Consider the following 17,954-nt stretch of genomic DNA (forward strand, 5'->3'; position numbering starts at 1 on the left):
ATATTCCCGTCGCACTCGCAACCGGACTCAGCTACTGGAGAGTTTCATCAGCACCAGGCCGGCGACGATCAGTACCGCCGCGCCAATCCGCATCGGGCTGACCTGCTCCCCCAGGAACACGATGCCGACCACGAAGGCACCGACCGCGCCGATACCGGTCCAGATCGTATAGGCGGTGCCCAGCGGCAGACTGCGCATGGCGACGGCCAACAGCCAGAAGCTGGCGATCATGCCGACGATGGTGATGACGGTGGGGGTGAGTTTGGTGAAGCCTTCAGACTGCTTCATCGACACCGCCCAGACGATTTCCAGCAAGCCGGCAAACAACAGATAGATCCAGGCCATGACAGCCCTCCTTTGGTAGGGCCAGGCCGTCCTGGTCATTGAATCCCGATGTGGGGGAGGTCGTTCCTCCTGCGGCCGGATTCTAGCAACGGCAACCGCCCCGGGCAGATGACGTGGCCAACGGGTTACATCGGATTCAGCGCGTGAAGCTGGCGTCAGCACCCATGCCTGCGCTAGAATGCGCGTCTGCCATCGGTCAGCTGATGCGCAGTCCGGCTGTGGTCTCCGGCGCACGACGCGCTGCTTCCCCTGATCCGTGAATCGGCCGCCTCCGGGCGGCCAACGTCTCTATGGTGGCCCCGTCGGCCCCTCGCGACGCTAGGTCGAAAACTCCGCCAGGGCCGGAAGGCAGCAACGGTATCGATCGACGCGGGCGCCGAGGTCAGCCGGCGGGGCCACCGCCTTTTCAGGCGATACCCCGCCCCTGATGGATGCCAACCTTGGTTGGCGTCCTTCGCCGGGCATGGCCGGGCGCTACCGTGCCTCGGGCGTCCCCTGATGGAACACCAGACGCCACCCGTGCGCATGCAGACGCCACAGCGAGCTGCGCAGCACCCAGCGCTGCGGTTGGCCATCGACGTGATAGCGACTGCGGTAACGCACCTGGGCCAGCCCCTCTGCCAGCATCCACACGGCGTACTGGTCCGACTCGATCACCACCTGCGCACGCTCCAGCGGGATCTCTTCCAGCGCGGCCTCACGGCCGTAGCACTGGCCGGAGCTGCCGATCTCGCTGAAATCCTCATCCAGCAATGCCGCCAAGCGCTCATGATCTGCACGCACCTGGGGGGAGTGCAGCGCGCGTTCCAGCCCCTCCAGTTCGGCGGCCAGCGCCGGCGTTGCGGCGTGGCCAGCGTTGTTCACGGCGGATCCTGCGCCAGTACGTGCGGGGCAGTCGGCGTGGCCAGCACTACGCACTGGCCGGGCTGTGCCACCCGGTGCCCGCGCGCGGCCAGAGCCTGGCCATCGGCCACGCTGGCGTAGTGGTACAGCATCATCCGTGCCTGCAGCTCGGCGCTGTACTCGCGCTCCAGGTCATCCACCCCGGTATGCGAAGGATTGCCGTGCAACCCGCAGTCGTGGGCGATCAGTTCGTTGTCACTGGCGTAGCGCGCCAGCATTTCCGGAATCGGCCGGGTGTCGCCGCTCCAGGTCAGCGCGCCCTGCAGGCGCAGGCCATAGGCCGTCTCCGGCCAGTGGTGCCGCACCGGGAACGCCTCCAGACGCACGCCCTCGTGCCAGAACGCATCGCCCACCACGATCAGCTGGAAGGCATCCCAGAAGTTGGCGCCGCCCTCGGCCAGCACGTTCGGGTAATCGCCGATGCGCTTGTGCAGCAGCGGCACCACCGTGGCCGGCACGTACAGGCGCACCTTGCCGTGCCGCTGCGCGCTGAAGAAGGTATCCACGAACAGCCGTTCGAAACCGGCCACATGGTCCAGGTGTACATGGGTAACAAACAGCGCCTGCGGCATGTGCCCGTAATGGGCCTTGAAGGCAGTCAGGCCTTCGCCGCCGCAGTCGATGGTCAGCCACGGCCGGCCATCGCGCTCGATCACCGACATCGGCGAACCCAGCTCGACCGCCGACGCATTGCCGACGCCGAGGAAACGCAACGACCAGTCCATCAGGTGCCCCGGTTCCAGGCCATGTCATAGGCGCGACGCAGGCGCGCGTAGTCTTTTTCCACGTCTTCCACGCTGCGCTCACCGCGCAGCTTGATCAGCGAGCGCAGCAGGCGCTTGAGATTGCGCTCGCGCCAGGCGGTGGCCGGGATGCGGATCACCCCGCGATCGAAGTCGATCAGCCAGCCATGGCCGTTGCCATCGAACAGGATGTTGTGCGCATTGAGATCGGCATGGTCCAGCCCGGCACGGTGGAAGCGCGCGATCATCCGCCCGGTTTCCTCCCACGGCGCCCCGCGCCCGGCCACCAGTGCGCGGTCGGCCAGCGAGCGCACCCCTTCGATCCGTTCCATCAGGATCGCGGCGCGGTAGCGCAGGCCTTCACGCATGTAGAAGGCGGCAATCGGCCTGGGCACCGGCAGCTTCTTCTCGCGCAGCGCGCGCATCAGCCGGAATTCGGCAAAGCTGCGGGTCCGGTCCGCCCCCCGCCAGATGTACTGGTCGTGGCTGATCCGGGCCGCCAGCCCCCCGCGCAGGTAGTGCCGCAGCACGCTGGCGCCGAACGGCGCATCCACGAACCAGGCGCTGCCACGGCCGCCTTCACCCACCGGCCGGGCCTTGCCGGCCCAGTGCTGTGGCGAGAACAGACCGATGTCGGCTTGCCGCAGCCGCTCGCGGTCGAACAGAATGGCCCCGATGCCGCGACCCTCGCGGCATGGCGTCAGCGCTTCATTGGCGTCGAATGCGACCATTCCTTTGAGTCTAACAACACATGGCATCAGCGTCCTCCTCCTTGTGTCTTCTGCGCCTGTCCGCTCTTGGCGATGTGACCCACGTAGTGCCGCTGGTGCGCACCCTGCAGGCCGCGCGCCCGGATAGGCCGATCCACTGGATCATCGACAAGGTCGGGCAGAAGCTGCTCGATGGCCTGCCGGGCGTCACCTTCCACGCCTACGACAAGAAGACCGGCATGGCCGGAGTGAAGGAGCTGCGCAAGCAGTTGCCGCCCGGGCGTTTCGAGGCCCTGCTGCAGATGCAGGTGGCGTTCCGCGCCAACGTGCTGTCCGCCTTCATTCCTGCCGAGCGCCGCATCGGTTACGACCGCAGCCGCTCCAAGGACCTGCACGGCCTCTTCATCAACGAACGCATCCCCGATCGCCCGGGCATCCATGTGCTTGATGCCATCGGCAGCTTCTGCGAGCCGCTGGGCCTGCGCCAGACCGATGTCAGCTGGGACCTGGCCGTGCCGCAGGCAGCCTATGACTGGGCCGCCGCGCAGTGGCAGGACGATGGCCGGCCGGTGCTGATGATCTCGCCCTGCTCCAGCCACGTGCGCCGCAACTGGTACGCCGACCGCTATGCCGAGGTCGCCAACCATGCCGTCACGCGCGGTTGGCGGATCGTACTGTGCGGCGGCCGCAGCGAACTGGAGCGCAGCATGGCCGACGCCATCCAGGCCCAGCTGGATGTTCCGGCGCTGGACCTGGTCGGCAAGGACACGCTCAAGCAGTTGCCGGCCTTGCTGGCCCGCGCCAACCTGGTAATGACCCCGGACTCTGGCCCGATGCACATTGCCAACGCAATGGGTACCAAGGTGCTGGGCCTGCATGCGGCCAGCAACCCGAACCGCAGCGGCCCGTATTCGGACCGCCGCTACTGCGCGGACCGCTACGACGACGCGGCGCGCAAGTATCTGGGCAAGCAGGCAGCCGACCTCAAGTGGGGCACCAAGATCGAATTCGACGATGTGATGGAGTTGATCACCGTCGAAGACGGCATCGCCGCGTTCGAGCGTTACGTGGCCGACCATCTGGGGTGAGTGGCGGGCGGGGTGGCTGAGCGCCGCCTGCTGCGTGCGGACCTGGTCCGCACCGTCCCACAACCCGGGAGATCCATCCACGCATGGCGTGGGTCTCCTGCGTCGGGCCGCCGGGGATTACGCGCGCTGCGCGTAATCCTGGTACGACTTCTCTTCCACGTACGCCGAACCCAGCGCCAGGTTGATCGCCTTCTTGATCCGTGCGCGTTCGTCGTTGCGCAGGTACACGCTGCGCGCCAGGTCGATGAACCCCTGATCGAACGCCTGCGCCTTGTCCTTCAGGCGGATGTCGTCCTCGATCTCCCACAGCTGCTCGTTGACCGACTTCAGCTCGGCGCGCAGCTTGGCGATGTCCTTCACGGCCGCAGGGTGCGCCATCCACGTGGTTTCCAGCGCGGACAGCTCCTTGCGTACGTTGGCCAGCTTGCCTTCGTCACTGATGCGCTCGGACTTGATCTGCAGGATCGAGATCTTGTCCAGCAGCTCGCCGAATGAAACGGGGACGAGGATTTCAGCGGTCATCGTGGCGGCTCCAGCAGGTGATGACGTACATGGTAACCCGCCGCACGCGAACAGCATCCACGCATGGCGTGGATCTACTGAAGCATCCGGGGGAAGGACGGCAAAGGGAGGGGCCCGAGCGTTGCACGGCAACGTTTGGGGCGACGCGCCAAGCGTCGTCGCATCCCCGCGCCAGATAAAAAAGCCACCGATCCGTGCAAGTTGACGCGAAGCCATCTGGAGCAGCAAGCCCCTCTGTTGAGGGGCTGCCCCGACAGGGGCGGGGAGAGGTCGGCAAAGGGAGGGGCCCGAACGTTGCAGTGCAACGTTTGGGGCGACGCGCGAAGCGTCGTCGCATCCCCGCGCCAGATTAAAAAAGAAGGGCTGCCTTTCGGCAGCCCTTCTTTTTTAATCTGGCGGAGAGGGGGGGATTCGAACCCCCGAGGCGCTATAAACGCCTGCCTGATTTCGAGTCAGGTACATTCAACCGCTCTGCCACCTCTCCAGATGTTCCCCGGCGAACCGGGGACGCGCATCATACGAGGAAGCGCGGCTGACGACAAGTCATTGCGCCCAATGAAGTGAAATTTTCCTGACTGCATGGCTTGCCGGATGTCCGCTTGGCCGTGATGATGCCGTTCTCCCCGGCATTACCCCCTCGCCCAGCACCCACCATGATCGAATTCGGACATCTCACCCACCCCGGCCTGCGCCGCGAGCTCAACGAGGACACCTATTACGGTGACGGCGAGCTGGCCCTGTGGCTGGTAGCCGACGGCATGGGCGGGCACGCCTGCGGCGAAGTGGCCAGCGCGCTGGCGCGCGAGACCATCGTCCGCGAGATCCGCCGTGGCGCGCCGTTGGCGCTGGCGATCCGCACCGCCGACGAAGAGATCATCCGCGCCTCGCGCCGGCGCAACGACAGCCTGCCGATGGGCACCACCGTGGTCGCTGCACGGGTGCAGGGCAACCGTTACGAAGTGGCCTGGGTCGGCGACAGCCGCGCCTATCTGTGGCGCGATGGCCAGCTTGCCCAGCTCAGCCAGGACCACAGCGTGGTGCAGGAACTGGTTGCGCAGGGCAACCTGACGGCCGAGCAGGCGCGCGCCCATCCCCACCGCAACGTGGTCACCCAGGCACTGGGCGTCACCGACCCGGCCCACCTGAACGTGGCGACCACCAGCGGCGAGCTGCGCCCGGGCATGCAGTTGCTGCTGTGCAGTGATGGCCTGACCGAGGAAGTGGATGACCGCGGCATCGCCCGCACCCTCGCCTTCGACGATGCCAGCGCCCAGGAATGCGTGGACAGCCTGGTCGCCACCGCCCTCGACGGCGGCGGCTCGGACAACATCACCGTGATCCTGGTGCGCTGCCACTGATGCCGGCTGGAGGCAAGCCCCCTGAGTCAGGGGGCGGCCGCGAAGCGGCGGGGGTCTGGGTGCTGGTGAGACGGGGCCCACGATTTGCAGCGCAAATTGTGGGGCGCCAGCGCGATTGCGCTGGCGCGTCATCGGACAACATCACCGTGATCCTGGTGCGCTGCCACTGATCCTCGCCATCCACGCATGGCGTGGATCTACAGTAGAGCCACGCCATGCGTGGCTGCATTTCGCACCCCATTGCGGCGCCTACGCGCTCGCGGCCTCTTCCACCTTCGGGCCGTCCCACAACGCGTGGCCGGCCTTTTTGCGCAGCCGTTCCAGACGCGCCGCATGCGCTTCCTGCTCCGACGGCGTGGCCACCACGCGCGGCCGCGGCAGCAGCTTGGACGCATCGAACGCCTGCAACGCCGCAGCACCGCCGGCATCGTCATCGCCCAGCCCGAAGCCGATCTCCTCCTGACCCGAGGTCAGTGCGATGTACACATCCCCCAGGATCTGCGCATCCAGCAGACCGCCATGCAGTGCGCGGTGCGAGTTGTCCACACCCAGCCGCTTGCACAGGGCATCGAGCGAGTTGCGTTGGCCCGGGAAACGTTCGCGTGCCAGCGCCAGGGTATCGATCACCGTGCAGCGATCGGTGATCTTGCCGTACTGCTCGCCGAGCAGGGACAGCTCGTTGTCGAGGAAGCCCAGATCGAACGCCGCGTTGTGGATGATCAGCTCGGCGCCATCGATGAAGGCCAGGAACTCCTCCACGACCTGCGCGAACTCCGGCTTGTCGGCGAGGAATTCCAGGGTCAGGCCGGTGACTTCCTGCGCGCCCTGTTCGAACTCGCAGTCCGGCTTCAGGTACTGGTGATAGGTATTGCCGGTCGGGCGGCGCTTGAACAGCTCGACGCAGCCGATTTCGACGACGCGGTTGCCCTTCTTCCACTCCAGGCCGGTGGTTTCGGTATCAAGGATGATCTGACGCATGGGCTCAGTTTACCGGGCTGCCGTCGCGGATCTGGATCGCGGCGTTGCGGGCCAGGGTATCCACACGTTCATTGTCCGGGTCGCCGGAATGGCCTTTCACCCAGCGCCAGTCGATCTGGTGCCGCAGCGTGGCGGCCTGCAGGCGCTCCCACAGTTCACGGTTCTTCACCGGGTCACCGCCAGCGGTCTTCCAGTTCTTGCGGATCCAGCCCGGCAGCCACTGGGTCAGACCCTGCCGTACGTACTGCGAATCGGTGTAGAGGACGATCTCGCAGGGTTCGGTCAGCGACTCCAGGCCGGAAATGGCCGCCATCAGCTCCATCCGATTGTTGGTGGTATGGGCTTCACCACCGCTCAGTTCGCGCTCATGCCCCTTGTAGCGCAGCAGCGCGGCCCAGCCACCGGGGCCGGGATTGCCGAGGCAGGAACCGTCGGTGTGGATTTCGATGGTTTTCAATACAACTCCAGATCAGGTAGCAACGGTGCCGTGCCAGCGCACGGGCAACGGGGTCGGCCCGGGCAGGGCCAGCGTGCGTTTTTCGGCGTGGAACAGGCAGGCCGCGCGCAGGGGGGCCCAGCCGCCGCGACGGCGGCTGCCGGCACCCTGCCACATCGGCCCCAGGTAACGCATGTCCTCGCATTCCAGCCCATGGCGCCCAAGCAGCTGGCGGATCCGCTGCGGCGTGCGCACCACCAGCCCGTGCTGGCGCCAGCGGGTGCGGAACGGGCTGAACGGATTGAGGCTGGTCAGCCATAGATGGCCACCGGGCATCAACACGCGCTCGCATTCGTCCAGCAGATGGTCGGCATCACCGACGGTCACATGCTGCAGCACGATGGCGTTGACGCTCTCGTTGGGCAGCGGCAACGGCAGTGCACAGCGGGTATCGCCAGCGTACCCAGTCCCCTCGCGATGCAGGCGCAGGCCCCGACCGCCCAGCTGCGAATCAGCCAGCCAAGCGGCACTGGGCGCGATCCACAACCAGGGCCGGGTCGGCAGCAGCGACAGCTGCGGCAACAGCAGTTGTCGTTCGAGCACGCGCAAGGCCTCCGCCGGTTCGCTGTCGAACCACGGGGCCTGGCTCGCTTGACGGGTGCTCTGCAGCGCGGGCATGGTCCAATTCTATGCGACTGACTGCCCTGCCCGCATTTGCGGACAATTACATTTGGATGCTGATCGCCGACGACGGAGCTGCCGTGGTCGTCGATCCCGGCGACGCTGCGCCGGTACTGGCGCTGGCTGCCCAAGGCGTGCGCGTGGACACCATCCTGCTCACCCATCACCACGACGATCACATCGGCGGTGTACCGGCGCTGCAGGCGCGTTTCCCCGGCGTGCGCGTGGTCGCACCGGTCGACGAGCGCATCCCGATGGCCACCGAGCGGGTCGGTGAAGGTGAACGTGTTCAGGCACTGGGCCGGATGTTCCACGTACTATCCGTCCCCGGGCACACCCGCAGCCACATCGCGTTTCACACCGCTGAACAGCTTTTCAGCGGAGATTCGTTGTTCAGCCTGGGCTGTGGACGCCTGTTCGAAGGTACGCCGTCCCAGCTGCTGGCATCGATGCGCAAGCTGGGTGCCCTGCCCGCGCAACTGCTGCTGTGTTGCGCTCACGAGTACACCGTGTCAAATGCCGTCTTCGCGCGGCATGTCGACCCCGCCAACGCTGCCTTGTTGCAGCGCCAAGAGGAGGCTTTGGCCATGCGCCGCGATGACCGTTCCACCCTGCCAGTGTCCCTGGCCGATGAAATTGCCTGTAATCCGTTCCTGCGTACCCACACGGCGCCCATCCGCGCGGCCGTGTCGGCGCACCTGGGGCGCGAGGTCGTGGACGACGTAGACGTCATGGCCGGTCTCCGGCACTGGAAAGACGGCTTCCGCGCATGAGTCGCCGAAGTCTGCCGCTGGCCCTGGGTCTCGTCCTGGGGTTGGCCGGAACTGCCGGCGCACAATCGCTGGGCGCCGGCATCAGCCAGAACCTGACCGCCGCCTCGGCTCTGCCGCTGGATCCGTCGACGCTGCCGGCCGCATCGGTACGCAACGGCCAGGAGATCTTCTCCAGCTTCCGCGACGGACTGGCAGAACCTACCTGTGACGCCGAGGCCACCAGCCCGCGCTGGCAGAAGCAGTTCGCCCATGCGCCTTCGCGGTTGGCCAACCAGGATGACGACGCGCTGGTGCTGTTCGGCTATGTGGTCGAAGAGCTGCGCAAAGCCAACCTGCCCACCGAATTCGCCCTGATTCCCTTCGTCGAAAGCGGCTACCGGCCCAATGCCCGCAACGGCAGCGGACCGACCGGCCTGTGGCAGTTCATCGCCACTACCGCGCGCAACCATCGCGTGCCGATGAGCAACAACTACGACGGCCGGCTGTCGGCAGTGGAGTCCACCCAGGCCGCCGTGCGCTACCTGAAGACCCTGCATGGCATGTTCGGCGGCGACTGGCGCCTTGCCACCATGGCCTACAACGCCGGCGAGTACCGCGTGCTGCAGTCCATGCGCAAGGCCGGCATGAATGCGCAGAACGCAAAACCGGCCGGCCTGCCCGGGCTGTCGCCGGTCACTCATGCCTATGTAGAGAAGCTGCATGCCCTGGCCTGCGTGCTGGAAGACGTGGAAGACCAGCCCGGCGTGATGGCCTCGCTGGACCGCACCGTACCGGTGCTGAAGGACCACACCCTGCCGGCGGGCACCAGCGTCCAGCAGTGGGCCGCCCAGCGCGCCCTGGACCCGGCGAAGATCGCCCGCTTGAATCCGGCACTGGCCGCCGGCAACCGCCCGTCGGGCACCGCACGTGTACTGGCGCCGGTCTCAGCGTCCAACGCGGACGTTGCTGATATCGCCAGCACTGCCGTTGCCACCGCACTGGCCAGCACCGTCAGCGCCGCGCCGAGCCCGCAGGTGGCAAAGGTGGTCGCATCGGCTGCTGATCGCCCGCGCAACCGTCGCCACACCGTGCGCAACGGCGAATCGGCGTGGACCATCGCCCGTCGCTACGGCATGCCGGTAAAGGCACTGCTGTCGCTGAACGGCTTGAGCGGCAGCAGCGTGCTGAAGCCAGGCGCGGTACTGCGCGTCGAGGATTGAGGTCGGCGCGGCGCTGCCGCGCGGTTTCCGGCCAACGGCGAAGCCCCTCGCGGGTGGCCCTGATCGCTCGTGTGCGGCCGGGCAGATAGGCTGCGCAGGGGCCGCTGCAAGTACGTCCCTGTAAGCTCGGTCGCCGCATCCATGCGGCTCACGCCCCTGCACAGCCCATCTGCCCGGCCGCGGACAAATTCCGGTGGCACCCACGGATTGGAAGATGAAGAGCAGGAGCAGGTCGCTTCGCTTCTGGTAGCGGCCCGACCTTGGTCGGCGCTCATCGCGCAGGTCACGGATCGATCAGGGTTGCGACAACAAAAAAGGCCCGGCAATGCCGGGCCTTTTCGTTCCTGCTCGCCAGAAGGCTTACAGGTTCGCTTCGGTGGTCTGCACCAGGAAGCGCTTGCGCATCGCGTCGATGTAAGCCTTGGCAGCAGCCATGCCGTCGATCTGGCTCAGCTGGTCCTTCAGCTGCTTCTGCTGCTCGGCGGTCACTTCCTTGATGTCGCCCGGGTTGACCTTGTTCACCGCGAAGACCAGCGCATGGCCGTTGACGTCGACCTTGCCGTAGCTCGGCTTGCCTTCGGCAGGCAGCGGGGCGCTGAAGATCGCACGGTTGATCTCCGGGGTCGGCACCGGCTGGCTGCGCGGCAGGCCCGGCATCGGGCTCAGCTGCAGCTTCTCGCTGGCAGCCAGCGACTGCAGGGTGGCGCCCGCCTTCAGCTTGGCCAACAGGGCATCAGCGGCCTTGTCACCGGCCTGGCGCTGACGGTCGGCACGGATCGCGGCGATCACCTGCTCACGCGCCTTGTCCAGCGGCAGCGCCTGCTCCGGGGTATGCGCGGCAACGCGGATCACCACGCTGTGGTTGCTGCTGCCGCCCAGGGCGATCGGATCGCTGGCGGTACCGTCCTGCACCAGGACGTCGGAGAAGGCGGCACGCAGCACGGCCGGATCAGCGGCAATGCCGGTAGCGGTCGTGCGCGTGATCGGGCCCAGCGTCTGCATCGACAGACCGACATCCTTGGCGGCTGCAGCCAGGTCGCTCGGGCTCTTGTTGATGGCATCGACCAGGCGGCCTGCCAGATCGTTGAAGCCGCGCTCGCCGTCGGCCTTCAGCTGCTCGGCAGCCAAGGTGTCGCGTACTTCTTCAAACGACTTGCCCTCGCCGCCACGAACCGCAGCGACCTTGATGATGTGGTAGCCGAAGTCGGTCTTGACCGGGCCGATCACCTCACCCGCCTTGGCGCCAAACAGCGCGTCTTCAAACGGCTTGACCATCGCGCCACGTTCCACCCAGCCCAGGTCACCGCCCTGCGCCTTGGAACCGGGATCTTCCGAGTTCGCCTTGGCCAGCGCGGCAAAATCAGCACCTGCCGCCTTTGCTTCGACAGCCAGCTTGGCGGCCTTGGCTTCAGCACCATCGCCAGTGATCAGGATGTGCGCCGCCTGACGCTGTTCCGGCGTGGTGAACTTGGCCTTCTCGTCGTCGTAGCGCTTGCGCAGGGTTGCCTCGTCGGCCGCGGTCGGTGCCGGCAGGTTGGCACCGTTGAGCTCGACATATTCCAGCGATACCGACTCGGCCTGGCGGAAATCCTTGCCATGGCTGTCGTACCACTGCTTGATCTGCGCATCGGTCACCGGCGCGGTATCAGCCGGGACTTCCGGCAGCGCGGCCAGTTCCACATCGCGGGTCTCGCCCAGCAGCTTCAACAGACGCTCGGTCTCAGCCTGGGTGACAAAGCCGGAATTCTGCAGGCCCGACGGGATCACCGACTGCTGCAGGCTCTCACGCACCAGTTCCTGGAACTGGGTCGGCGTGCGCGGCGGATTGCCACCGGCCAGGGCCAGACGGTAATTGCTTTCGCTGAACTTGCCATCGGCGCCCAGGAAGCCCGGAATGGTGGTGATGTATTCGCGCACAGCGCCGTCGCCAATCACGACACCGGCCTGCTCACCGACCAGGCGCACGACCTGCTCGTCGATCAACTGGTCGAGCACGGCCAGCTTGTTCTCGGTGCTCTCGAACGCGCGCGGGTCGAAGTTCTCGCCCTGCTGCTGGCGTTCGCGCATGCGTTCCTGCTCGAAACGGGTGCGGAAGTCCTGTGCACTGATCTCATGGTGCTGCCACATCATGCGCACCGGCCACCAGGACGGAGCCGAGCGCCACCAGGTCGGCGGTGCCGAAACCTTGGCGACGTTCTGTGCGCCGACGCCACCGAGGTAGCTGTTGTCGATCACGAACAGGAACGGAATCATCAGCAGCCCCAGGATCACAGTGACGATCCAGCCTGAGGTCTTGTCGCGGAGTTTCTGCAGCATGGTGAGGAATCACAAGGCTTGATTGGCGAGCCCGGCAGTGTAACCCGCTTCGCGGCGTGGACCAAAAGCAGTGCCGGTGGGGCCTGGCGCCACCCTGCCCCGGCGATCAACACGATCGCGCGCATCAAAAGATGAAAACGACACAAAGAAAAAGCCCCCGACTTGCGTCGAGGGCTCTTAGAGTTGGCGGAGCGGACGGGACTCGAACCCGCGACCTCCGGCGTGACAGGCCAGCATTCTAACCAGCTGAACTACCGCTCCGCGCTTGAAACTTTGCAGGCGCTCAGTATATCCGAAGACTTCCTGAAAACCTACCCCGCTGAACACTTTTTTCAAAGTTTTTTCACGAGGATTTAAGAGTTTTGCAATGGCGGAGCGGACGGGACTCGAACCCGCGACCTCCGGCGTGACAGGCCAGCATTCTAACCAGCTGAACTACCGCTCCGTATTGCAGACCTCTTTGTTTTCTCTGCAACCGGGTGGTTGGAGAGAAAACAAGGCCCCCAGCTTTTCGGCCGGGGGCCTCGTTGAAAATGGCGGAGCGGACGGGACTCGAACCCGCGACCTCCGGCGTGACAGGCCAGCATTCTAACCAGCTGAACTACCGCTCCACATTTCAAACTTACCGCGGTGCTGTGGTGGGTGCTGAGGGTTTCGAACCCCCGACCCTCTCCGTGTAAAGGAGACGCTCTACCGCTGAGCTAAGCACCCCAGCGAGCCGCTTAGTTTACAGCATCCTTCAGGGCCTTACCAGCCTTGAACGACGGATTCTTCGAAGCAGCGATCTTGATGGTGTCGCCGGTCTTCGGGTTGCGGCCGGTGCGGGCGGCACGGTCGCGGACCTGGAAGGTACCGAAGCCAACCAGGGTGACCGCATCGCCGTCCTTCAGCGCCTTGGTGACGGCAGCAACGACGGCATCGACAGCGCGGCTGGACTCGGCCTTGGTCAGGTCGGCGGCTTCAGCAACGGCATCGATCAATTCGGTCTTGTTCATTCTTTACAACTCCTTTGGCGGTGGGTTCCGCGTATTCGACAGGGAAGCAACCGCACGACGTCTGCATGCGGTTGCCATGTGGAAACGGTTCGCCGAATTCAGTGAGCGCTGACTGCGATCACTCATTCGCGAGTGCTGCTTTTATACCAGCGGCCCTACCCCCACGCAAGCTGGAAAGCCAGCAACGACGCGGGTTTCAAGCATTTCGACAGGACGCATCAATGCTTGACGCGCGCGTTTCCACTCGGTTTGGCCTTGCTGCGCACCGTGACGCGCTGCGCACTCTTGCGCGTCTTCTTCGGTGCCAGCGGACGTTCCAGCGCCAGATCGAGCACTTCCTCGATGTACTTCACCGGCACGATCTCCAGATCGCGGGTGACGTTGACCGGAATGTCGGCAAGATCCTTGCGGTTCTCATCGGGGATGATCACCGTGCGGATTCCGCCGCGCAGGGCCGCCAGCAGCTTCTCCTTCAGGCCGCCGATCGCGGTGACGCGACCACGCAGGGTGATTTCGCCGGTCATCGCCACATCGGCGCGCACGGCCACCTTGGTCAGCATCGACACCAGCGAGGTCACCATTGCCGCACCGGCACTGGGGCCATCCTTCGGTGTCGCACCATCGGGCACATGGAGATGCACGTCGTGCTTCTGCAGGAAGTCCGCATCGATGCCGAAGCGCTCGGCGCGCGAACGCACCACCGACAACGCCGCCGACGCCGATTCCTTCATCACGTTGCCGAGCTGGCCGGTCAGGATCAGCTGGCCCTTGCCCGGTACCAGCGTCGATTCGATCTGCAGCAGATCGCCACCGACTTCGGTCCAGGCCAGGCCTGTGACCAGGCCGATCTCGTTCTCTTCTTCGGCACGGCCGAAGTCAAAGCGACGCACGCCCAGGTACTTGTCCAGGTTCTTGCTCGACACGCTCACCAGCGCCTTGGACTTGCGCGCTCCCTTCTTCGCCTTCGCCACCGGCTGCGGCCCACCCAGCGCGATTTCCTTCACCACCTTGCGGCAGATCTTGGCGATCTCGCGTTCCAGGTTGCGCACGCCGGATTCGCGCGTGTAGTAGCGCACGATGTCCTGGATCGCATCGCTGCCGATCTCCAGCTCCTCCGGCTTCAGGCCGTTGGCCTTGATCTGCTTGGGCGACAGGTAACGGGTAGCGATGTTGAGCTTCTCATCCTCGGTGTAACCAGGGATGCGGATCACTTCCATGCGGTCCAGCAGCGGGCCCGGGATGTTGAGCGAGTTGGAGGTCGCCACGAACATCACTTCGGACAGGTCCAGGTCCACTTCCAGGTAGTGGTCGTTGAATGCGTTGTTCTGCTCGGGATCGAGCACTTCCAGCAGCGCCGAGGACGGATCGCCACGGAAGTCCATCGACATCTTGTCGATCTCGTCCAGCACGAACAGCGGGTTCTTGCTGCCCACCTTGTTGAGGTTCTGCACGATGCGGCCCGGCATCGAACCGACATAGGTACGACGGTGGCCACGGATCTCAGCTTCGTCGCGCACGCCGCCGAGCGACATGCGCACGAACTTGCGGTTGGTGGCCTTGGCGATGGACTGGCCCAGCGAGGTCTTGCCCACGCCCGGCGGCCCGACCAGGCACAGGATCGGACCCTTCATCTGCTTCACCCGCGACTGCACCGCCAGGTATTCAAGGATGCGTTCCTTGACCTTCTCCAGGCCGTAGTGATCGGCATCGAGGGTGTCCTGCGCGGCCTTCAGGTCCTTGCGCACCTTGCTGCGCTTCTTCCACGGCACGCCCAGCAGCCACTCCAGGTAGTTGCGCACGACCGCCGCTTCGGCAGACATCGGCGACATCTGCTTGAGCTTGTTGAGCTCGTTGCGCGCCTTGGTTTCCACCGGCTTGGGCATGCCCGCTTCGGCGATCTTGCGCGCCAGCTCTTCCAGCTCGCCCGGCGCGTCGTCCAGGTCACCCAGTTCCTTCTGGATGGCCTTCATCTGTTCGTTGAGGTAGTACTCGCGCTGGCTCTTTTCCATCTGCGACTTCACGCGGCCGCGGATGCGTTTTTCCATCTGCTGCACGTCGATCTCGCCGTCGACCAGGCCGACCAGCATCTCCAGGCGTTCGCCCACGGCCAGCGTTTCCAGCAGGCGCTGCTTGTCCGACAACCGCACGCTGATATGCGCGGCGATGGTGTCGGCCAGGCGCGTCGGCTCATCAATGCCGGCCAGGGTCTGCAGCAGCTCCGGCGGCAGCTTGCGGTTGGTCTTGACGTACTGCTCGAACAGCGACATCAGCGAGCGGGCGATCGCCTCGATCTCGCGCGGCTCGCGTGCATCGGTGGCATCGATTTCCACGGCCTGGCCGTGCAGCGATCCATCGCGTTCGCTGACGCTGGTCACCTGCACGCGCGACAGGCCTTCGACCAGCACCTTGATGGTGCCGTCGGGCAGCTTCAGCAGCTGCAGCACCTGCGCCAGGGTGCCGACCTGATAGAGGTCGGCGGCCTGCGGGTCATCGGTCTCGGCCGACTTCTGCGCAAGCAGCAGGATGCGCTTGTCCGCTTCCATCGCCTGTTCCAGCGCGTGCATGGACTTGTCGCGGCCGACGAACAGCGGGATGACCATGTGCGGGAATACCACTACGTCGCGCAGCGGCAGGACCGGCAGGTCGAGGGTCTCACTTGGGGAACGGGCCATGGGGGCTCCAGGGAAGGGGAAAACCGTCTCCGGGAGGGCATCTTCCGGAGACAAAAAAAGCCGATGGCCCCGTTATGGGGCCATCGGCTTTCAGATGCAAGACGTTCCGAGAAAATTCTTTCTATTCAACAAGTTGAAAGAATCATTCGGCGCCAGCGGCCTTCTGTTCAGGAGCCGGCGGGGTCTGGTAGATCAGGTACGGCTCGGACTTGTGCTCGATCACCGATTCATCCACGACAACCTTGCTGACGTTTTCCTGCGACGGCAGGTCGTACATGGTGTCCAGCAGGACCGATTCGACGATGGTACGCAGGCCACGGGCACCGGTCTTGCGCTTGAGCGCCTTCTTGGCGATGGCCGACAAGGCGTCCGGCCGGAACTCCAGCTCGACGTTCTCCATCTCGAACAGCTTCTTGAACTGCTTGGTGATGGCGTTCTTCGGCTCGGTCAGGATGCGGATCAGGGCCGGCTCGTCCAGCTCCTCCAGGGTCGCGACCACCGGCAGGCGGCCCACGAACTCGGGAATCAGGCCGAACTTGATCAGGTCTTCCGGCTCGACTTCAGCCAGCACCTTGCCCACTTCCTGCTTGCGCTCGCTGCTCTTCACCTTGGCGCCGAAGCCAATGCCGCCGGCGTCGTTGGAACGCTGCTGGATCACCTTGTCCAGCCCGGCAAACGCGCCGCCGCAGATGAACAGGATGTTCTTGGTGTCCACCTGCAGGAATTCCTGCTGCGGATGCTTGCGGCCACCCTGCGGCGGAACGCTGGCCACGGTGCCTTCGATCAGCTTCAACAGGGCCTGCTGCACGCCTTCGCCGGACACATCGCGGGTGATCGACGGGTTCTCGCTCTTGCGCGAGATCTTGTCGATTTCATCGATGTAGACGATGCCCTGCTGTGCCTTCTCGACGTCGTAGTCGCACTTCTGCAGCAGCTTCTGGATGATGTTCTCCACGTCCTCGCCCACGTAACCGGCTTCGGTCAGCGTGGTGGCGTCGGCCATGGTGAACGGCACGTTGAGCAGGCGGGCCAGGGTCTCGGCCAGCAGGGTCTTGCCCGAACCGGTCGGACCGACCAGCAGGATGTTCGACTTCGCCAGTTCGACTTCGTCGTTCTTCTGGCGGCTCTCGATGCGCTTGTAATGGTTGTACACGGCCACGGCCAGGGTCCGCTTGGCGCGGTTCTGTCCGATCACGTACTGGTCGAGCACCTCGAGGATCTCGCGCGGCTTGGGCAGCGAACTGCGCGCCGACTGCGCCTTTTCCTCAAGCTCCTCTCGGATGATGTCGTTGCACAGCTCCACGCACTCATCGCAGATGAACACGCTCGGACCGGCAATCAGCTTGCGCACTTCATGCTGGCTCTTGCCGCAGAAAGAGCAGTAGAGGATCTTGCCGGTGTCCGTGGAACGACCTTGGCGGTCTTCGCTCATGCTTCGCTTACCCAGTTACCCCACCCGCTGAACGGGGGTTCGATTCGAGAATAACACAGGGCCGGAGGGACATCAGTCCACCCGACCCTGCAGGAACGGGGCCTGCCATGGCCCCGTGAGTGCCGGTCAGCCGGCCTGGATCGACTCTTCCGGACGACGCTCCAGGACCTGGTCGACCAGGCCGTAGGCGACCGCATCGACCGCGCTCTTGAAGTTGTCGCGCTCGGTATCACGCGCGATGGTCTCCAGCGACTGGCCGGTGTGCTTGGCCAGCACTTCGTTCAGGCGCGCACGCAGGGTCAGGATCTCGCGCGCGTGGATGTCGATGTCGGTGGCCTGGCCCTGGAAGCCGCCCAGCGGCTGGTGGATCATCACCCGCGAGTTCGGCAGCGCATAGCGCTTGCCCGCCGCACCGGACGCCAGCAGCAGCGCGCCCATCGAGGCGGCCTGGCCAACGCAGATGGTGCTCACGTCCGGCTTGATGTACTGCATGGTGTCGTAGATCGCCATGCCGGCGGTGACCACGCCACCCGGCGAGTTGATGTAGATGCTGATGTCCTTTTCCGGGTTTTCCGCTTCCAGGAACAGCAGCTGCGCCACCACCACGTTGGCCATGTGATCGTCGATCGGGCCAACCAGGAAGATCAGGCGCTCCTTCAACAGGCGCGAATAGATGTCGTAGGCACGCTCGCCGCGGCTGGTCTGCTCGACCACCATGGGAACCATGTTCAGGGCTTTGGTTCGGTTGTCCATTTCGTGAGGCACCTATCTTGGGGGGAAACAACCCCGCGCCAGGGCTGGCG

At 65.1% G+C, this 17,954-nt stretch carries 17 protein-coding genes, 5 tRNA genes and 1 other RNA gene; 5 read left to right on the forward strand and 18 right to left on the reverse strand.

Annotated elements, in window-relative coordinates:
* Nucleotides 1–27 precede the first annotated feature (27 nt).
* Nucleotides 28–345 carry a DMT family transporter gene (locus AC1DKR_RS05705; protein ID WP_032977375.1) on the reverse strand — a complete coding sequence of 106 codons (318 nt, stop codon included), beginning with the start codon at nt 343–345 and terminating at the stop codon, nt 28–30.
* Nucleotides 346–644: 299 nt separating this feature from the next.
* Here AC1DKR_RS05705 and ffs point away from each other — a divergent pair.
* Nucleotides 645–741, forward strand: an RNA gene (ffs, locus tag AC1DKR_RS05710) — signal recognition particle sRNA small type.
* 78 nt (nt 742–819) lie between these two features.
* On the opposite strand, the gene AC1DKR_RS05715 is transcribed toward ffs, so the two are convergent.
* From AC1DKR_RS05715 to AC1DKR_RS05725, 3 genes are read right to left on the reverse strand one after another with little or no spacing between them, the layout of a single operon-like run.
* Nucleotides 820–1,209: a nuclear transport factor 2 family protein gene (locus AC1DKR_RS05715; protein ID WP_478031698.1), complete on the reverse strand. Its 390-nt coding sequence runs from the start codon at nt 1,207–1,209 to the stop codon at nt 820–822.
* On the reverse strand, nt 1,206–1,973 hold the full coding sequence (locus tag AC1DKR_RS05720; RefSeq protein WP_478031701.1) for an MBL fold metallo-hydrolase: 768 nt from the start codon (nt 1,971–1,973) through the stop codon (nt 1,206–1,208). Before AC1DKR_RS05720 ends, AC1DKR_RS05715 begins: the two co-directional genes overlap by 4 nt.
* Nucleotides 1,973–2,722 (reverse strand): 3-deoxy-D-manno-octulosonic acid kinase, encoded by a 750-nt coding sequence (locus tag AC1DKR_RS05725; protein WP_025878162.1) that lies wholly within the window; start codon nt 2,720–2,722, stop codon nt 1,973–1,975. The genes AC1DKR_RS05720 and AC1DKR_RS05725 overlap by 1 nt, the downstream gene beginning before the upstream one ends.
* 20 nt (nt 2,723–2,742) lie before the next feature.
* Between AC1DKR_RS05725 and AC1DKR_RS05730 the strand changes: the two genes are divergently transcribed.
* The gene (locus AC1DKR_RS05730) at nt 2,743–3,789 is read left to right on the forward strand and encodes a glycosyltransferase family 9 protein (protein WP_478031703.1); all 1,047 of its coding nucleotides are present in this window, start codon (nt 2,743–2,745) and stop codon (nt 3,787–3,789) included.
* A 117-nt stretch (nt 3,790–3,906) separates the two neighbouring features.
* On the opposite strand, the gene AC1DKR_RS05735 is transcribed toward AC1DKR_RS05730, so the two are convergent.
* Together AC1DKR_RS05735 and AC1DKR_RS05740 are read right to left on the reverse strand one after the other, a co-directional pair.
* The gene (locus AC1DKR_RS05735) at nt 3,907–4,311 is read right to left on the reverse strand and encodes a DUF6165 family protein (RefSeq protein ID WP_478031705.1); all 405 of its coding nucleotides are present in this window, start codon (nt 4,309–4,311) and stop codon (nt 3,907–3,909) included.
* Between the two features lie 393 nt (nt 4,312–4,704).
* Nucleotides 4,705–4,795 (reverse strand) — tRNA-Ser (locus AC1DKR_RS05740).
* 169 nt (nt 4,796–4,964) lie between these two features.
* Between AC1DKR_RS05740 and AC1DKR_RS05745 the strand changes: the two genes are divergently transcribed.
* A complete protein-coding gene (locus AC1DKR_RS05745; RefSeq protein WP_428703472.1) occupies nt 4,965–5,669 on the forward strand; it encodes a PP2C family protein-serine/threonine phosphatase in 705 nt (234 codons plus the stop codon).
* 249 nt (nt 5,670–5,918) lie between these two features.
* Here the strand turns inward: AC1DKR_RS05745 and dnaQ are convergent, their stop codons facing one another.
* Genes dnaQ through AC1DKR_RS05760 form a run of 3 tightly spaced genes read right to left on the reverse strand, consistent with a single transcriptional unit; the run spans nt 5,919 to nt 7,761 of the window.
* Nucleotides 5,919–6,647, reverse strand: a complete 729-nt coding sequence (gene dnaQ / locus AC1DKR_RS05750) for a DNA polymerase III subunit epsilon (RefSeq protein ID WP_025878156.1) — start codon at nt 6,645–6,647, stop codon at nt 5,919–5,921.
* A gap of 4 nt (nt 6,648–6,651) precedes the next feature.
* Nucleotides 6,652–7,104, reverse strand: a complete 453-nt coding sequence (gene rnhA, locus AC1DKR_RS05755; RefSeq protein WP_025878155.1) for a ribonuclease HI — start codon at nt 7,102–7,104, stop codon at nt 6,652–6,654.
* A 12-nt stretch (nt 7,105–7,116) separates the two neighbouring features.
* Entirely contained in the window at nt 7,117–7,761 is a 645-nt protein-coding gene (locus AC1DKR_RS05760; protein WP_478031710.1) for a hypothetical protein, read from the reverse strand.
* An 11-nt stretch (nt 7,762–7,772) separates the two neighbouring features.
* Here AC1DKR_RS05760 and gloB point away from each other — a divergent pair, with 11 nt between their 5' ends.
* Both gloB and AC1DKR_RS05770 read left to right on the forward strand, forming a co-directional pair.
* On the forward strand, nt 7,773–8,537 hold the full coding sequence (gloB, locus tag AC1DKR_RS05765; RefSeq protein ID WP_033830463.1) for a hydroxyacylglutathione hydrolase: 765 nt from the start codon (nt 7,773–7,775) through the stop codon (nt 8,535–8,537).
* On the forward strand, nt 8,534–9,736 hold the full coding sequence (locus AC1DKR_RS05770; protein WP_312109352.1) for a lytic transglycosylase domain-containing protein: 1,203 nt from the start codon (nt 8,534–8,536) through the stop codon (nt 9,734–9,736). The genes gloB and AC1DKR_RS05770 overlap by 4 nt, the downstream gene beginning before the upstream one ends.
* Nucleotides 9,737–10,096: 360 nt before the next feature.
* Here the strand turns inward: AC1DKR_RS05770 and AC1DKR_RS05775 are convergent, their stop codons facing one another.
* The 9 genes from AC1DKR_RS05775 to clpP form a co-directional block, all read right to left on the reverse strand.
* Nucleotides 10,097–12,052: a peptidyl-prolyl cis-trans isomerase gene (locus tag AC1DKR_RS05775; protein ID WP_312786368.1), complete on the reverse strand. Its 1,956-nt coding sequence runs from the start codon at nt 12,050–12,052 to the stop codon at nt 10,097–10,099.
* A 184-nt stretch (nt 12,053–12,236) separates the two neighbouring features.
* Nucleotides 12,237–12,313: transfer RNA gene (locus tag AC1DKR_RS05780), tRNA-Asp, on the reverse strand.
* Between the two features lie 107 nt (nt 12,314–12,420).
* Nucleotides 12,421–12,497, reverse strand: a tRNA-Asp gene (locus AC1DKR_RS05785).
* Between the two features lie 89 nt (nt 12,498–12,586).
* A tRNA-Asp gene (locus AC1DKR_RS05790) sits at nt 12,587–12,663 on the reverse strand.
* 25 nt (nt 12,664–12,688) lie between these two features.
* Nucleotides 12,689–12,763: transfer RNA gene (locus AC1DKR_RS05795), tRNA-Val, on the reverse strand.
* 11 nt (nt 12,764–12,774) lie between these two features.
* The gene (locus AC1DKR_RS05800; protein ID WP_004146343.1) at nt 12,775–13,047 is read right to left on the reverse strand and encodes an HU family DNA-binding protein; all 273 of its coding nucleotides are present in this window, start codon (nt 13,045–13,047) and stop codon (nt 12,775–12,777) included.
* Nucleotides 13,048–13,265: 218 nt separating this feature from the next.
* Nucleotides 13,266–15,719 carry an endopeptidase La gene (gene lon / locus AC1DKR_RS05805; protein WP_312786367.1) on the reverse strand — a complete coding sequence of 818 codons (2,454 nt, stop codon included), beginning with the start codon at nt 15,717–15,719 and terminating at the stop codon, nt 13,266–13,268.
* A gap of 142 nt (nt 15,720–15,861) precedes the next feature.
* Entirely contained in the window at nt 15,862–17,151 is a 1,290-nt protein-coding gene (gene clpX / locus AC1DKR_RS05810; protein WP_099819177.1) for an ATP-dependent Clp protease ATP-binding subunit ClpX, read from the reverse strand.
* Between the two features lie 126 nt (nt 17,152–17,277).
* Nucleotides 17,278–17,904: an ATP-dependent Clp endopeptidase proteolytic subunit ClpP gene (gene clpP / locus AC1DKR_RS05815; protein WP_025878142.1), complete on the reverse strand. Its 627-nt coding sequence runs from the start codon at nt 17,902–17,904 to the stop codon at nt 17,278–17,280.
* Between the last annotated feature and the right edge of the window lie 50 nt (nt 17,905–17,954).

The organism is Stenotrophomonas sp. 01N47, from assembly GCF_056399165.1.

Excerpts from the sequence above, each read along its gene's own strand:
- gloB (WP_033830463.1), top strand. The coding sequence starts at position 7,773 with ATGCGACTGACTGCCCTGCCCGCATTTGCGGACAATTACATTTGGATG.
- AC1DKR_RS05735 (WP_478031705.1), bottom strand. The coding sequence starts at position 4,311 with ATGACCGCTGAAATCCTCGTCCCCGTTTCATTCGGCGAGCTGCTGGAC.
- AC1DKR_RS05730 (WP_478031703.1), top strand. The coding sequence starts at position 2,743 with ATGGCATCAGCGTCCTCCTCCTTGTGTCTTCTGCGCCTGTCCGCTCTT.
- AC1DKR_RS05770 (WP_312109352.1), top strand. The coding sequence starts at position 8,534 with ATGAGTCGCCGAAGTCTGCCGCTGGCCCTGGGTCTCGTCCTGGGGTTG.
- AC1DKR_RS05800 (WP_004146343.1), bottom strand. The coding sequence starts at position 13,047 with ATGAACAAGACCGAATTGATCGATGCCGTTGCTGAAGCCGCCGACCTG.
- AC1DKR_RS05720 (WP_478031701.1), bottom strand. The coding sequence starts at position 1,973 with ATGGACTGGTCGTTGCGTTTCCTCGGCGTCGGCAATGCGTCGGCGGTC.
- AC1DKR_RS05725 (WP_025878162.1), bottom strand. The coding sequence starts at position 2,722 with ATGGTCGCATTCGACGCCAATGAAGCGCTGACGCCATGCCGCGAGGGT.
- AC1DKR_RS05760 (WP_478031710.1), bottom strand. The coding sequence starts at position 7,761 with ATGCCCGCGCTGCAGAGCACCCGTCAAGCGAGCCAGGCCCCGTGGTTC.
- clpP (WP_025878142.1), bottom strand. The coding sequence starts at position 17,904 with ATGGACAACCGAACCAAAGCCCTGAACATGGTTCCCATGGTGGTCGAG.
- AC1DKR_RS05705 (WP_032977375.1), bottom strand. The coding sequence starts at position 345 with ATGGCCTGGATCTATCTGTTGTTTGCCGGCTTGCTGGAAATCGTCTGG.
- dnaQ (WP_025878156.1), bottom strand. The coding sequence starts at position 6,647 with ATGCGTCAGATCATCCTTGATACCGAAACCACCGGCCTGGAGTGGAAG.
- AC1DKR_RS05745 (WP_428703472.1), top strand. The coding sequence starts at position 4,965 with ATGATCGAATTCGGACATCTCACCCACCCCGGCCTGCGCCGCGAGCTC.
- AC1DKR_RS05775 (WP_312786368.1), bottom strand. The coding sequence starts at position 12,052 with ATGCTGCAGAAACTCCGCGACAAGACCTCAGGCTGGATCGTCACTGTG.
- clpX (WP_099819177.1), bottom strand. The coding sequence starts at position 17,151 with ATGAGCGAAGACCGCCAAGGTCGTTCCACGGACACCGGCAAGATCCTC.
- lon (WP_312786367.1), bottom strand. The coding sequence starts at position 15,719 with ATGGCCCGTTCCCCAAGTGAGACCCTCGACCTGCCGGTCCTGCCGCTG.